Origin of the sequence: Pseudomonas sp. WC2 (assembly GCF_050586545.1) — a bacterium.
Taxonomy (GTDB): Bacteria; Pseudomonadota; Gammaproteobacteria; order Pseudomonadales; family Pseudomonadaceae; genus Aquipseudomonas.
Genome location: NZ_JBOBDR010000008.1, coordinates 190,899 through 204,885, shown reverse-complemented (window position 1 = coordinate 204,885; position 13,987 = coordinate 190,899). Strand labels below are relative to the sequence as shown.

Here is a 13,987-nt window from a genome sequence, read left to right as displayed (position 1 = left end):
GACTTATCAACGATTTATTGCAATTGCACGGTCTCATCCCCACGGAAAAACACCCTGCGCTTACCCCACCCCCATACGCGTCACGCAGGTCATTTTTTCGCAGCCCCCGATGCTCGAGTTAAGGACGCCGCGCCTGCTCTGCCAATTGTGAAATAAGCCTTTGCCCTTTATCATGCGGGCAGCCAAAAATTCTGGATAAACCATGGACGCCAAACAACAAATCCCTCTCTTTTCAGCCGTTGCCGCAAACGCGGGCATCGATTTTTCCGAACCCCTCATGCGTGTCGTCAATCGTCACTGGTACATCATGGGTGAAGAGGTCAAAGCGTTTGAGCGCGAATTTGCCGACTATGTTGGAGTAGAGCACTGCATTTCCGTTGCCAATGGCTCCGAAGCCCTGGAAATCGCGTTGCTCGGCATGGGAGTTGGCCCTGGTGATCGCGTCGTCACCGTCGCTAATGCCGGATTCTATAGCAGCACTGCCATCAGGGCAGTTGGCGCCGAGCCGGTTTACGTCGATGTCGACGCCAGCACGCTTACTATGTGCCCTGAATCGCTGAAGCAAGCGTTGAGCAAGCCGGCGAAAGTTGTCATCGTCACGCATCTTTATGGGCAACTGGCAGATATCCAGAATCTCGCTTCGATCGCTCGAGCATCGGGTGCAGCGGTGCTGGAAGACTGCGCACAATCGCATGGTGCTCGCTCGCAAGACGGCCAATGTGGCTCCTATGGCGACCTTGCCTGCTTCAGCTTTTACCCGACGAAAAATCTCGGTGCACTGGGGGACGGAGGTGCGATCGTCACATCCTCGCCAGAGATTGCCGATCGTCTGCTTAAGTTGCGGCAATATGGCTGGGCGTCCAAGTATCACGTGACCGTACCTCTGGGACGCAACAGCCGCCTGGATGAAATGCAGGCCGCCATCTTGCGCGTCAAGCTTCCACTGCTCGACCAATGGAACGCAGAACGCCGTGCCATCGCGAAGAAATACTGTGAAGCTTTCGCAGCACTGCCGGTAAAGTTGCCCGCCAGCCTGGGCGACGACTTTGTCGCACACTTGTTTGTATTGCGAGTGGAAAAACGCGAAGACTTCACCCTTTATTTAAAAGAACACGGCATCAGCACCGACATCCACTATCCCGTTCCCGATCATTGGCAAACAGCTTATACATTGAATGAGTCGATCAGTTTGCCGGTTACTGAAGCCGCCAGTTCGAAACTCGTTTCGCTTCCGTGCTTCCCAGGCTTGAGCGATGAACAAGTTGATCGTGTCATCGAAGTCGTCTGCAACTTCTTCAAACAGGGGATTTAGTGTGTTATCGCTTGTTATTCCAGTCTACCGCAACGAAGAATCAATCCCTTCGTTGTTACAAGCGATACAAGACCTGAACACTAAACTTCAAGGCGAACTGGAAGTAGTATTTGTTGTAGATGGTAGTCCAGACCGCTCATTCGAACTGCTGCGCGATGCCCTGCCAACGCAGCCGTTCGTATCACAGCTGGTCCTTCTATCGAAGAACTTCGGTTCGTTCATGGCGATCAGGACGGGGCTCCAGCACGCCAAAGGCACGACCTTTGCGGTCATGGCGGCAGACCTTCAGGAGCCTCCGAGCCTCGTTCTGACCATGAACGAGGTTCTGAAAAACCAGCCTGTCGACGTGGTTGTGGGAGTTCGGGAAAGCCGGGAAGACCCGTTACTTTCAAAGCTTGCTTCGAAAACGTTCTGGGGGCTCTACAAGCGCTATGTCATTCCGGAAATGCCTGCCGGCGGCGTGGACATGTTCGGCTGCAATCTGGCTTTCCGCGACAATCTTCTTAAGCTGGAAGAGCGCCATAGCTCTCTCATCGCACAGATTTTCTGGCTAGGGTTCCGTCGAGAGGTGGTGCTCTATTCCCGCGTGGCGCGGGAGCACGGCAAATCGGCGTGGACGCTTCGGAAAAAAGTCAATTATCTGATGGACAGCGTTTTTTCGTTTACAGACCTGCCCATCCGCTTATTGATCAGGGTCGGCGCGGCTGGCTCGTTTATTTCGTCGCTATATGGCATCAGCGTAGTTTTTTCCAAGCTGGCTGGACTCATTGAAGTACCGGGCTACGCGATGACGCTATTCATGATCACCTTTCTGGGTAGCCTCAATTTACTTGGTCTCGGCGTTGTGGGCTCGTATGCCTGGCGAACCTATGAAAATACCAAGGGACGTCCATTGGCAATCCCGATGCAATCCCTTGAATTTGGAGTCAACAAATGACCGATTCACGTAATTTTTTTGTTCATGAGCGAGCGATTTGCGAGTCCCAAACTGTTGGGGCCGGATCGCGAATCTGGGCATTTGCACATGTACTCCCGAATGCAGACATCGGTGAAGACTGCAATATTTGTGATCATGTTTTCGTTGAAAATGACGTGGTTATCGGTTCTCGCGTGACACTCAAGTGTGGCGTGCAAGTATGGGACGGCATCACCATCGAAGATGATGTGTTTGTCGGGCCAAACGTGACATTCACCAATGATATCTTCCCACGCAGCAAGGTTTATCCGACTGAGTTCGCCAGGACCATCATCAGAAAAGGCGCCTCGCTAGGTGCCAACTCGACCATTCTGCCTGGCATTACCATCGGCTCATCGGCAATGGTCGGCGCAGGTTCGGTTGTCACCAAATCGGTGCCACCCAACGCGATCGTTGTAGGGAATCCGGCAAAGATCATTGGCTATGTCGACGCCAAAGCGACGAATGCCACGACAATCGAAAGTCCTAGCAAAGTGGGAGCGTCTGAAGTTTACCCTTGCGGCGTGACCCTGCATCGCATGCTTGAAGCGGTCGATATCCGCGGCAGCCTCAGCGTCGGGGAATTCGAGCGAGACATTCCTTTTTCAGTGAAGCGATATTTTCTCGTTTCAAATGTTCCTACCGCTGAAACCCGCGGTGAACACGCGCACCGTGAATGCCATCAGTTTTTGATCGCGGTGAAAGGGACCGTCCACGTGGTCGCCGACAACGGTACAAACCGGCAAGAGTTTGTGCTCGACTCCCACACTCTTGGCTTGTTCCTGCCTGCAATGACGTGGGGCATTCAGTACAAATACTCGTCTGACGCAGTGCTCCTGGTATTTGCTTCCGAACATTATGAGGCAAGCGACTACATTCGCGATTACGACCAGTTCCTGCTGGAAAAGAAAGACGCCGGGCAACTGTGACGTGAACCTGAAAAAACTGACCGAGATAAAATTTCTCCGCTTCTTGCTGACCGGCGGACTCAACACCGCCGTCACTTACGCGCTCTATCTGATACTGCTTAACTTCTTCGCTTATACGACAAGTTATTCGATCAGCTACGTATGCGGGATTCTATTGGCCTTTCTTCTAAGCCGATACGTTGTATTTAAAGAACACCAGGGATTGAAATCGGTCATTTTTTTCCCACTGATTTACCTGGCACAGTATCTGTTCGGCTTATTGGTCGTGTGGTTCTGGGTAAGGATTCTATTCTTGCCGGAATTTCTGGCACCACTTGCTGCCATTATTCTCTCGCTGCCCCTGACCTACACGTTGAGCAAGCTTGTTTTCATAAAACCGAAGCACTCTGAACCCAAAGTCTGATCAGGTGCGAACGCCAACCGCGTTACATCCTTAGCACAAAGAATAAACCGCCCATAAAAAAGCCGACGTGGCTGATACGCTCGCTGTCTCGAACGTATCAGCCACATCGGCTTTTTTATTGCTCATTCCCTGACTTAGGCAAGCGCCCTTTCAGAAGGCAGCGCTTGCTCCAACAGCACTTACTCCTGCCCTTCAGAGCTTGCAGAGCGATAACCCTCGCAAGACTTCGCAGCTCGGTCCTTGGCGAGAGAATAAGCCTCGTGCAATGACTTGTGCCGCTCCAGACGAACACTCGGATCGGCGGGAGTACGGAACAGTGAAGTGGTTTTGGCAACATAGGTGAACGTGTTGCCGTAACCGTACCTCAGCCACAGATTCCAGTCCTCGAGGTGACTCATATCGGTTTCGAACCCGCCCCGCTCCAGGTACAGCGAGCGCTGAAACAGCAAGGACTGAATTGGAATGAAGTTGTGATCCAGCAACGTATCGTAGTCATACTCGTGTTTGTAGTATGACGGCGTCTCATGACTGACTTCGGTGTAGCGTCCGTCAGCTGCGACATTAGTGCCTACTTCCATTGCCAGCGAGTAAGCCGCCACCGAATCGGGTTTATTCGCCAAGGCCGCAACCAGCACCTCGACGTGATCGGAAAACAGCAGATCGTCGTCATCCAGGAACATGCAGTAAGTGCCTTTAGCCATTTCCAGGCCGTAGTTGCCGGTGACGGACCGGCCGACTTTGTCCATGCCATAGAAACGAATGGCGCGGCCTTCAGGACGCTGAAATTCGGCAACCAGCTCCTTCATCGTTTCACCACCATCCTCGACCACCACCAGCTCGACATTTGGATAGGTCTGATTCAAAACAGACATGATCGACTGGCGCAGGAACTCGTTCCGGTTACGGTAAGTTCGTGTAACGATCGTTACCAGCGGCTCTTCGGCCAGAGGCTCGCCTACCGTCCAGAATGCCCCGTCGCGGATCATTTCATAGTCGAAACCGCGGAACGGAAAGTAAGCCTGGCTGTTCGAGCCTTTGCCGGATAGAAAGTGTGGAAACTTACGCACGATCTTGCGGATATTCGCGATCAGATCGCGGCGCACACCCGCGTAGACTTCAGGTCGGAACAGCAAGGCACTTTGTAGCACCAGCGCACCAAACTTGTCGCTGACATCGCCATAGCGCAGACGCAGGTAGGCATTCGCCAATGTACTGCCGGTGAACTGGATCGGCTTGACGTGATTTTCATGTTCATAGGTGTAGTGATAGACCACCGCTGAAGGGCAATACTTCAACTGATAACCGTATGAACGGAACCGGTAAGACAATTCGACATCTTCGCCATACATGAAAATTTCGTGTTCGTAGCCGCCGACTTTTGCATAGGCCGAACGTCGGATCAGAATACAGGCATGGGAAGACCAGTTGGTCTCATGGGTGACCGGATCGTAGTATTTAGGATGCTCATAGGGCGCTTGGCGCAATTCCCAGGATGCAACGGATCCCATCTTATCCGCGTTCGCAGTCGCAACTACCTTGGCAATCGAATCAGGTGCAAAGACGATGTCGATGTTACTGATCAGAATAAATTCCGATTGCCCGGACTTGATCGCCCTGTCATGCCCCAGACCAAAACCAACGTTCTCACCTTGAACGACTTCAAACCCTGCAACCTCAGCGCCAAGCAGCGTTTTCCAACGGAGCAAGTCCTCAACGGTGCTGTCTTTGGAGCCGTTATCGACGAAGCACAGATTCAAATGCTGGAGTGGATAGTCCTGTGCCTGCAGGGAGGCGAAGAATCCATCCACCCATTTGCTGCTGTTATAAGTAACGATCGAGACATCGATGATCGGCTGCAGATCGAACACAGGCGCATCCAGCGAGTAGCCAAAACGCCGGTCGGCAATGACTTGCAACGACTTCAGATTGTGTTGCGAGTTGATGGCTCGCATGAATTTGGCTTGCACAGCCTTGATGCAATGCCTCAATCGCATGCGCACGCCAATCAGAAATGGCAACCGCTGATAAATAGGCCGCAGCACGGCGCGAGGATTGCTGAGCCTGTTTCGAAGCGTCCACAGCACACGCCGGCCACCGCGAATGGGTCGGGTAAGGCGCCAGGACTTCGAGGCATAAACATCATGGAGTGTGCGTTTGAGCTCTTCAACTTCCGCTTTGCTCGATTCAATCTGCTGTTGCAGCGACTCGCGCTCAATAAGCAGCAGCTTCTGAATCCGCACAGATTCTTCATTGCCCAAATCAGGGTATTGCAACGCCCCGGTAAAGTTACCTTCTATGATCGAGAGCTGATCATTGGCCACCAGCAACTCATGCCTGACAGCTGCCAGTTCGCTTTGGGTGGCCAGATACGTTTCACTCAGCGTGGAAAGATCGACCTGGGCTTCCTCTGCCTTGCCTTCCAGCCAACTGATATAGGACTGCTGACGGAAACTCTCAAGATCCGGATCAAACGCGTTTCTTGACAGGTCGACAGGCAGCGCTCGCGGCAACCGGGAAAGGTGCGCCGATGGTTCACGGAATTGCGCCTCGCTGAGAAAGTAGCGTGACCGCGCGAAATCCAGAACCTGCGCGCGCAGATCCCGGGTGCAAGGTGCCACGGCGCCATGAGCCTGCCACAAGGCCGGGAGGTCCTGCGGTTGTTCGACATCGATGGTCAAACCTGTTCCGCTGTAGGGAGCCTTGCCGAGGGTATAAACGGTTTTCCCGGCCAAAGCGGCTTCGAAGCCTGCGGAGGAGTTGATGGTGAACACCACATCGGCGCCAGCGATCAGATCCGCGATGTTTGCTTCCTTGCCTGCCACTTGGACATGCTCAGGCAGATCCGGCACTTCATCCAGAGGATGGGGCTTGACGATGACGGTAAACGGCGCGCCCTCAATCGAAGACAGAACATGTCGAACATACTCGTCCATGCTGGCAAACGGCGATCCCATGATGATATTGGAATCGTCTTGAACCTGAAGCAGGATCAACACCGTCGGGACACGACCGGAATTCTGCCGAGGGTAACTTTCTTCCATCTGCGCCAGGTTCGCCAAGGCGGCAACGCTTGGTACTCCGCCGGACTTCTGCTGGTACTCGAGGAATTCCGCGCTGAAGCCACTGCGCGCATTTACGCCGCGACTATCGGAGTAGTAAGCCATCGGATTGGGCGCGCGAAGCATGCCCAGTTCGTTGAACAACAACGGGATGCCCGCAGTTGAACACGCGGTATCGAGACTGCCGTCGTAGTTCCAGCAGAACACCAGGTCCGGCTCGACATTGTCCAGGAGTGACGCGACGAATTGATCGTGAAAGTCCAGTGGCTGCTGTTCAAGCAGGCATTTCCAATCACTCATCCACTCGGCATTTCCGGCCCGCGGATAATCAAGATTGTAGGAGGACGGACTGATCCAGTCGTATTTGAAGTCCGGATACTGTTCGTTCAGCTCATTGGAGCCGACAAAAACACATTCCCAACCTTTAACGGCAAATGTATCGGCGAGCGGCAGATAGATGTCGACGATGCTGCTGAACAACGTCGGGCGATCCCGCAAGATCAGCGGCAGCGTATAAAACACCACACGCTTGTATTTGCGTGAAGCAACTTTGACAGCAGGATCACCGGCCGCAATGCTTTGAGGGGGCACATTGAATTTGACTACGGAATTCGCCGCGACAATCGAACCTCGGCCGACCTCCGCACCTGCCAGCACCGATACACTGGCGCCAATCCAGACGTCATCTCCTATGCTCACCTCGGCCATCCGCATGCCCTGCTCGGTGATCGGCGTGTGCAAATGATATCGATGGGTGGACGAGGTGATGCATACATTGGGGGCGATCAGGACATTCTCACCGATGGTGACTTTGCCACTGCCGTTGATCCACGTTCCGTAATTGACGACCGTCCCGGAGCCAATCCGCACGCTGCCTCCCGCACCGCATTCAATGACGACGTTGTCGCACAGCTGAACGCCATCCTCAATGATGCAGTCAGCCGTATCGTCCAGATGAAACTTGACGGTATCCGCGACCTTAGCATTACCAATCTTAAGCATGATTCAAGCAACCTTCACAACGTTGACTGTTGACGGGCAATAAGCGACTCCGACGATCTGGCGCCCGCCCGATACGCTGAGTTTGCGCATGGGCCAACGCTGATCCAGTTCAACGCGCTCGCCATCCAGACTGGCCATACCAATAAAGAGAAAATATTCCCCCGGCGCTACATTCAGCGGGAAGGAAAAGCTGACCTTGTGCGCACCGGCATCGAGATCGAACTTGCACCCGGCCAACAGGGTATTGTCACCGGCCACATCGACGCCCTTGGCGTCGCGCAACGAGTAGCCCATCACGACTTCCTTGATGTCCATGGAGGACTGCACATAACAGTGCATGGTGACATCTTCGGTAGGTTCGAAGTGGTTGGTCTGGGTGCCGTCGGCGCTGTAGAAATCCACCGCGTTTATTTTCGCCGCACCTGAACCGAATCGAACTTCCGAGATATCGCCCAATTCCTTTTCGTAGGACACATCAGCATGCAATTCCTCAGCTTCCGGAATCGCTACCGCACTGCTGTTACGAACCTTCTTCTCGTAGTTCTTGGTCGCGGTCAGCACGTCGGTGCTGTAATCGATGATCTGCCCGTTCTGCATCACGATGACGGCCTGACAGAAGCGAATAACCGACTGAGTATCGTGAGAAACGAAGAGGATCGTGGTGCCGCGCTCCTGCATATGTTTCATTTTCAACATGCACTTGAGCTGGAACCCCGCATCACCCACGCTCAGCGCCTCGTCCACGATCAACACATCGGGCTCGACATTGATTGCCACGGAAAAAGCCAGACGCGCAAACATGCCGCTGCTGTACATGCGCACAGGCTGATTGACGAAGTCACCGATGTCGGCAAACTCCAGAATGGCCGCAATACGCGTCTGCATTTCCGCATGGGAGTAACCCATGAGGGATCCCTGGAAATAGATATTCTCGACACCGGTGTAGTCCGGATTGAAGCCGGCCCCAAGTTCCAAGAGCGACGCAACACGACCCACAACCTGGACTTCGCCGCTGGAAGGCGTGAGAACGCCGGTGAGGATTTTCAACAGAGTACTTTTGCCCGCACCGTTTTTTCCGAGAATCCCCACGGTCTGGCCTTTCTCGACGTTGAAAGAAACGTCAGTCAGCGCGTGGAAATCGTGATGCCGGTGCTTGCCGAAAGGTGAAAGTGCCTCAATCAGGCGGTCAACAGGCTTGTCATAGAGGCGATAAACCTTACTCACGTTACGGACGCAGATTGCGCTCTCATTCACTGCATTCATTACAAAACATCCGCGAAGTGAGGTCTTAATTTTTTGAATGTGCGCCAGCCTATCAGCGCTAGAACGATCAACACTCCCCAGAAGACCAGGGTTTGAGTCGGCCGCTCCCAGAACCAGATATTGCGAATGAGCGAATCCCTGAATCCTTCAACGATGTAGGCAAACGGGTTCAGGCGCAGGTAAGACCCCGCACGTCCCTGGATGGCATCTATATCCCAGAACACCGGGGTCAACCAAAAGCCGAACTGCGTGGCCATCGCCACCAACTGGCTAAGGTCCGGGAAGAAGATCACTACTGAGCTGGTAATCCACGCAATTGCCAGAAGCAGCATGAACAGGCAGGCGATGTAATAGCCGACTTGCAACCAGTACAGATTTGGCTGATAGCCATAAATCACGAACAGCAGCAGCAGGATGAACACAAAGAAAATGTGCACCAGTACTGCCGAGGTGAGTTTAACCAGTGGCAACAGAGAAACCTTGAAGACAATTTTCTTGACCAGAAAACTGTTCTCCTTGACCGCCGTACAACCGGAATTCAATGCCTCGACTGTAAAGAACCACGGCACCAGCCCGCACACCAGCCACAGGACGAAAGGAAAGTCGCCATGAGGTGCTGCCTTGAAGCCGAACTGAAACACGAACCACAGGATCAGCGTTGTCGCGCACGGCTGAATAAAGACCCACAAGAAACCAAGATAGTTGGTCAAATAGCGGGCGCGGAGATCATTTGAAACCAGGCTCAACAAAATCCTGCGATCCGCCAGCATCGTCCTCAACCAGTTCATTGAAAGTCACCGTGTGTCACAAACACATTCACCACCACTTCAAAACCACCGCATGACATCATGAATTCCATTTAACTATCCGGGCTCATCGACTTAAGTTTTTTCCGATTTCCGGAATTAATACGGGCTCAGCTTTATCTGCACGAACCAGCAATCTGGATTTGAAATTCAACATCCGTTTCTCAACCAGATGCCAGGACAGGTAACCGAGCATCAGCGTAATAACGATCGTCACGCCCAGATAAAGCGGATACGAAATATCCGGAAATTTGAATAGAATGAACTGTTGTACCGGGAAAGCGTAGATATAGACCCCGTATGAACAGTCCCCTATCCGGTTGACCCAACTACCCAGCCAACTGCTGGACAAACCATAGGCCAACACCACATACGGCAGGGTGAACCACAACAGGCCTTTGGAAACCTGCACATAGGGTGCCAGCAGGATCGTTGCCATTATCAGCACGCAAACGCCGGAGAGACTGAACCAGCGCTCAAGCCGCCATTTCGCATAACAGGCACCGATCATGAAATAGATGCCGGTGAGAAAAACATACTGGACACCGGTCCCGTATATCACCACCAAAGGGGTCTCGCGCCAGCACCAGAAAATCACTACCGCAGCAAACAGCGCAGTCGTGGCAGTATAAATCCAGCGCCCGCCCTTCAACGCCATCCCCAGGCCCATCACCATCAGGTACATGAAAAACTCGATGGGCAAACTCCACAGCGAACCATTGACGACGCGTGGGAGTTTTGCGTTTTCAAGAACACCAGGAAGAATGAACACCGGCTTCAAGAAAATGTTTTTCAGATAACCCCACGTGAGCGGTTGTGCAAAGTACTCACGAACCGTCAGCGTGGACAACAGGGGGCCCAGAATAAAAGCGCTGGCAACCACTACGACAATCAACGCGGGAAAAATCCGCAGTGACCGCTTCATCAGAAATGCTCTGGCGTTGGGTGTGGAGTCCCAGCTCTTTACGATCAGATAACCGCTGATGATGAAAAAAATGTTGACACCGAGACTGCCATAGGTCGAATCCATAAACCCGACAGGTAAATTGCCGTACAAATCAAAAGAGTGTGCGTAAAGAACCATCAGCGCAGCAACCAGCCGAAGCAGATTTAAATTGTTATCCTTGTGCTGCATGTATGACTGCTCCGACACTCATTGAACTGAACAAGACAAATGGGTCGAATTGTCGTAAGCGCCTATGAATATTGGCCCGCAATACGACACCCTCTTGCATGTCAATCCTGAAAATTCCGCGTATTCGCCGAACCGAGGGCGCGGATCATATCATTATCCGATTCACGCTCCCACGACCTGCATCACCCGAGGGAATAGCCTGCGGCTACGCTCCAGTCTCCGTGACGGGCTCACGATTGCCGGCCTTGAACCGGACGGCTAGCCAGAACAGCGGAGCGTACGCGATGATCAGTGCGATGAGACCGGGAACCACGTCCAGAGCCGCGACAATGGCCCACGGGAACAACCAGAACACATTCAGCGCGACCACCGCGAGCGTCACCGCCTTGTGGCTCTGATACTCGCGCGAGGCATATTGATAGGCATGGCTGCGATGAGCCTGGTACACCTTGTCCCCGTTCAACAGCCGCCGGCAAAGCGTCCAGGTCGCATCGACCACAAAGACGCCGAGGAGAATCAACCAACTCCAGAGGAGTTCAGGGGAACGGCTGGCAGCGTCAAGCGAGAGAATGCCCAGCGCAATACCCAAAAATCCGCTGCCGGCATCCCCCATGAAGATTCGGGCCCGTGGAAAATTCCAGCACAGAAAACCGCCCACGGCGGCACCCAACAGGAGCACGCACTGAATCGACGATTCCTGCCGGACGAGGACATAGATCAACGCACTGGCGAGGCAGACGAAAAGCGCTTCGGCACTGGCCAGGCCGTCGATACCGTCCATGAAATTGTAGAGATTGAGCATCCAGACCAGATAAATTGCCGCGAGGCCGTTGCCTATCCAGCCCAGATCAATCACTGCACTCAGTACCGTGACAGGGGGCAGCCCATCGATCCAGAACAAGGCCCAAATGGCAGCCGCAAAATGACCAAGCAGGCGCCACCTGGCTGCGATATGTCCGTGATCATCGGCAAACCCGACGATAGCCACCAGCAGCCCGCTACCCGACAAAGCGTAGAGCGTTGCGTTATCCATCAGGCCCATACCACCCAGAACGGGCAGTGAAATCAGAAACCCAAGCACTATCGCCACACCGCCGCCACGAGGCGTCGGCACCGAGTGCGAACTGCGGTCATTAGGGATATCCATCAGACTTTTCGACAAGGCGTAGTGACGCAACCCCCAAGTCATCGCCCAAGACAGCGCAAAAATCGTAACGAGCAAACCGCCAAATATCATGTCTTTTGCTTTTCCAGAAAATGGTTTGCAGTACGGCGCATGGCAGTGTCAACGTCGATGGGCGGAACCCAACCCAGCAACTCGCGGTTTTTGCTGATATCGACCTGCAAAGATTCACAGACTCGCTGGGCAACGCCGCGCCTGCCGACGAGTGCACCGCCGAGCAGCAACAGCGCCGCAGGCACGGGTAACAATCGAGCCTTTACCCCAAGAGCAGATGCCAGGCGCTTGAGCAAGCGAGGTGTCGACAAATCGTCACCATCGCTTACGAGAAACGTTTGCCCTGCCGCCGCCGGGTGATCCAGGCACGTTTCGATGAGATCGACCAGATTGCCGATCGCAACCATGCTGCGCTGATTGCGAATGCCGCCCAACGGCAACACGAAACCCTTTTCCAGCCATTGGAGAAGACTGAGAAAATTGGCTTTCACCCCAGGCCCATAGACCAGCGGCGGACGAATGATCACGACCTGCATACCCGTCTGCTCGCCAAGTTGACGCAATGCCTGTTCGGCTTCGTGCTTGGAAATGCCATATGGATCCTGCGGCGCAGCAGTGTCATCGGCAGTAAACGGTTGCCCCGGGTCCGTGCGCTCGCCATTGACCTTGATCGAACTGATGTAAACGAAGCGCTTGACGCCAGCCTGCGCAGCCATACGAGCCAACTGCATCGTGCCTTCGACATTTACCCGGCGAAACTCGCCCAGCGCATCACCCGCCGTCTCACTCATGACGTGCACCCGCGCCGCCGCATGGACGACCACCTGCACGCCAGCCAACTGTGTGGCCTCGCATGTCCCCGACTCGAACCTGGCGACGGGACACAAGCCTTGAAGACGAGTTGCCCCACGCACGGCAGCCACAGGGGCAAATTTTTTCCGTACGAGCAAGCACAAGACCAAGGCTTCTCCGACGAAGCCGCTCGCTCCGGTAACCCAGACCTTGGGCAAATTCATTTGGCAGATTTCCCGAGAAGTGCAGTAGCCCAGCAAATCACGAAAAACAAAGCACGATCCCTCATGCGGCGGCGGCAACGCCAAGCGGAAAACGACAGCCTGATCAACTGCCAGCGGCGTAACTCAATCCATGAGCGAACAAACGGGTCACTGTCCTTGCCGACCAGTCGCGCAATGAGCGCAACCTGACTGAACCACCAACCATCATGAATGGTTTTGTAGCGCGCGATCATTGAACTGAAGCCGGTGTTCGCGCCCACTTGATTACTATCGTGCTGGCGGTAATCCATTGAAGGACGAGGATCGATGTACCAACTGAAACCATGGCTGCGAGCGAAAGCGTAGCAATACCAGTCATGCAGACCGACCGCTTGCAAGGCATCCCACTGTGCCAGCATCGACTGTTTCATCGCCTGCACCAGTGGTGCTGCCAGCACGTAGGTGCAGCCCGGACCGGCAGCCTCGAACAAATAATCCCAACAGGTCTGCGGTTGCGCCTTGTTGAGCAGATGAGTCCTGCCATCGTCCCAAAACGCGGTGACATTGCTCGAACAGGCATCCACACCCTTCTCAAGCAATGAAGCGATAGCACGCTGCAATTTATCGGGGTGCCAGATATCGTCCTGATCGGCGAAGGAAACATAGTCGTAGATCGTCAGGTCGACATCGCGGATCAGCCGGAAAAAATTGCGCGATGCCCCACCGAAGCGCAAACCCGACGGCAGCACCACGATATTCTGGTGGTCTGCAGCGAATTGCGCGCACAGCGTTTCGGTTTCATCGGTGGAGGCATCGACGCTGATGTAGACGGTAACGTTAACTGCGGATTGAGCGAGGATCGAAGCCAGTTGCTCCTCGATCCATTGCGTTCCGTTGTAGGCAGCCAGCAAAACTGCAACCCTGGGTGATCTGACTGGCATGCCATTCCTG

General features: G+C 54.0%; 11 protein-coding genes. 4 read left to right on the top strand and 7 right to left on the bottom strand.

From position 1 onward, the window contains the following. Positions 1–202 precede the first annotated feature (202 nt). From ACQ4OE_RS12400 to ACQ4OE_RS12385, 4 genes are read left to right on the top strand one after another with little or no spacing between them, the layout of a single operon-like run. Positions 203–1,312, top strand: coding sequence for a DegT/DnrJ/EryC1/StrS family aminotransferase (locus ACQ4OE_RS12400; RefSeq protein ID WP_430946795.1), 1,110 nt, complete (start codon positions 203–205; stop codon positions 1,310–1,312). After that, positions 1,254–2,249 carry a glycosyltransferase family 2 protein gene (locus tag ACQ4OE_RS12395; protein ID WP_430946794.1) on the top strand — a complete coding sequence of 332 codons (996 nt, stop codon included), beginning with the start codon at positions 1,254–1,256 and terminating at the stop codon, positions 2,247–2,249. The genes ACQ4OE_RS12400 and ACQ4OE_RS12395 overlap by 59 nt, the downstream gene beginning before the upstream one ends. Further along, on the top strand, positions 2,246–3,196 hold the full coding sequence (locus ACQ4OE_RS12390) for a WxcM-like domain-containing protein (protein WP_430946793.1): 951 nt from the start codon (positions 2,246–2,248) through the stop codon (positions 3,194–3,196). The genes ACQ4OE_RS12395 and ACQ4OE_RS12390 overlap by 4 nt, the downstream gene beginning before the upstream one ends. Before the next feature lies 1 nt (position 3,197). Continuing rightward, the gene (locus ACQ4OE_RS12385; RefSeq protein WP_430946792.1) at positions 3,198–3,599 is read left to right on the top strand and encodes a GtrA family protein; all 402 of its coding nucleotides are present in this window, start codon (positions 3,198–3,200) and stop codon (positions 3,597–3,599) included. Positions 3,600–3,778: 179 nt separating this feature from the next. On the opposite strand, the gene ACQ4OE_RS12380 is transcribed toward ACQ4OE_RS12385, so the two are convergent. The 7 genes from ACQ4OE_RS12380 to ACQ4OE_RS12350 all read right to left on the bottom strand — a co-directional run bounded on the left by ACQ4OE_RS12380 (position 3,779) and on the right by ACQ4OE_RS12350 (position 13,977). Further along, positions 3,779–7,660: a glycosyltransferase gene (locus ACQ4OE_RS12380; protein ID WP_430946791.1), complete on the bottom strand. Its 3,882-nt coding sequence runs from the start codon at positions 7,658–7,660 to the stop codon at positions 3,779–3,781. A gap of 3 nt (positions 7,661–7,663) precedes the next feature. Continuing rightward, complete coding sequence (locus ACQ4OE_RS12375; RefSeq protein ID WP_221729247.1) at positions 7,664–8,923, bottom strand: ABC transporter ATP-binding protein; 1,260 nt, start codon at positions 8,921–8,923, stop codon at positions 7,664–7,666. After that, a complete protein-coding gene (locus ACQ4OE_RS12370; RefSeq protein ID WP_221729248.1) occupies positions 8,923–9,711 on the bottom strand; it encodes an ABC transporter permease in 789 nt (262 codons plus the stop codon). Before ACQ4OE_RS12370 ends, ACQ4OE_RS12375 begins: the two co-directional genes overlap by 1 nt. An 85-nt stretch (positions 9,712–9,796) precedes the next feature. Then, positions 9,797–10,864 carry an acyltransferase family protein gene (locus tag ACQ4OE_RS12365; protein WP_430946790.1) on the bottom strand — a complete coding sequence of 356 codons (1,068 nt, stop codon included), beginning with the start codon at positions 10,862–10,864 and terminating at the stop codon, positions 9,797–9,799. A gap of 205 nt (positions 10,865–11,069) precedes the next feature. Next, entirely contained in the window at positions 11,070–12,101 is a 1,032-nt protein-coding gene (locus tag ACQ4OE_RS12360) for an MraY family glycosyltransferase (RefSeq protein ID WP_430946789.1), read from the bottom strand. Continuing rightward, on the bottom strand, positions 12,098–13,057 hold the full coding sequence (locus ACQ4OE_RS12355) for an NAD-dependent epimerase/dehydratase family protein (protein WP_430946788.1): 960 nt from the start codon (positions 13,055–13,057) through the stop codon (positions 12,098–12,100). Before ACQ4OE_RS12355 ends, ACQ4OE_RS12360 begins: the two co-directional genes overlap by 4 nt. Then, positions 13,054–13,977 carry a glycosyltransferase gene (locus tag ACQ4OE_RS12350; protein WP_430946787.1) on the bottom strand — a complete coding sequence of 308 codons (924 nt, stop codon included), beginning with the start codon at positions 13,975–13,977 and terminating at the stop codon, positions 13,054–13,056. Before ACQ4OE_RS12350 ends, ACQ4OE_RS12355 begins: the two co-directional genes overlap by 4 nt. Positions 13,978–13,987 lie beyond the last annotated feature (10 nt).

Excerpts from the sequence above, each read along its gene's own strand:
- ACQ4OE_RS12350 (WP_430946787.1), bottom strand. The coding sequence starts at position 13,977 with ATGCCAGTCAGATCACCCAGGGTTGCAGTTTTGCTGGCTGCCTACAAC.
- ACQ4OE_RS12400 (WP_430946795.1), top strand. The coding sequence starts at position 203 with ATGGACGCCAAACAACAAATCCCTCTCTTTTCAGCCGTTGCCGCAAAC.
- ACQ4OE_RS12390 (WP_430946793.1), top strand. The coding sequence starts at position 2,246 with ATGACCGATTCACGTAATTTTTTTGTTCATGAGCGAGCGATTTGCGAG.
- ACQ4OE_RS12365 (WP_430946790.1), bottom strand. The coding sequence starts at position 10,864 with ATGCAGCACAAGGATAACAATTTAAATCTGCTTCGGCTGGTTGCTGCG.
- ACQ4OE_RS12355 (WP_430946788.1), bottom strand. The coding sequence starts at position 13,057 with ATGAATTTGCCCAAGGTCTGGGTTACCGGAGCGAGCGGCTTCGTCGGA.
- ACQ4OE_RS12380 (WP_430946791.1), bottom strand. The coding sequence starts at position 7,660 with ATGCTTAAGATTGGTAATGCTAAGGTCGCGGATACCGTCAAGTTTCAT.
- ACQ4OE_RS12360 (WP_430946789.1), bottom strand. The coding sequence starts at position 12,101 with ATGATATTTGGCGGTTTGCTCGTTACGATTTTTGCGCTGTCTTGGGCG.
- ACQ4OE_RS12375 (WP_221729247.1), bottom strand. The coding sequence starts at position 8,923 with ATGAATGCAGTGAATGAGAGCGCAATCTGCGTCCGTAACGTGAGTAAG.
- ACQ4OE_RS12395 (WP_430946794.1), top strand. The coding sequence starts at position 1,254 with ATGAACAAGTTGATCGTGTCATCGAAGTCGTCTGCAACTTCTTCAAAC.
- ACQ4OE_RS12370 (WP_221729248.1), bottom strand. The coding sequence starts at position 9,711 with ATGAACTGGTTGAGGACGATGCTGGCGGATCGCAGGATTTTGTTGAGC.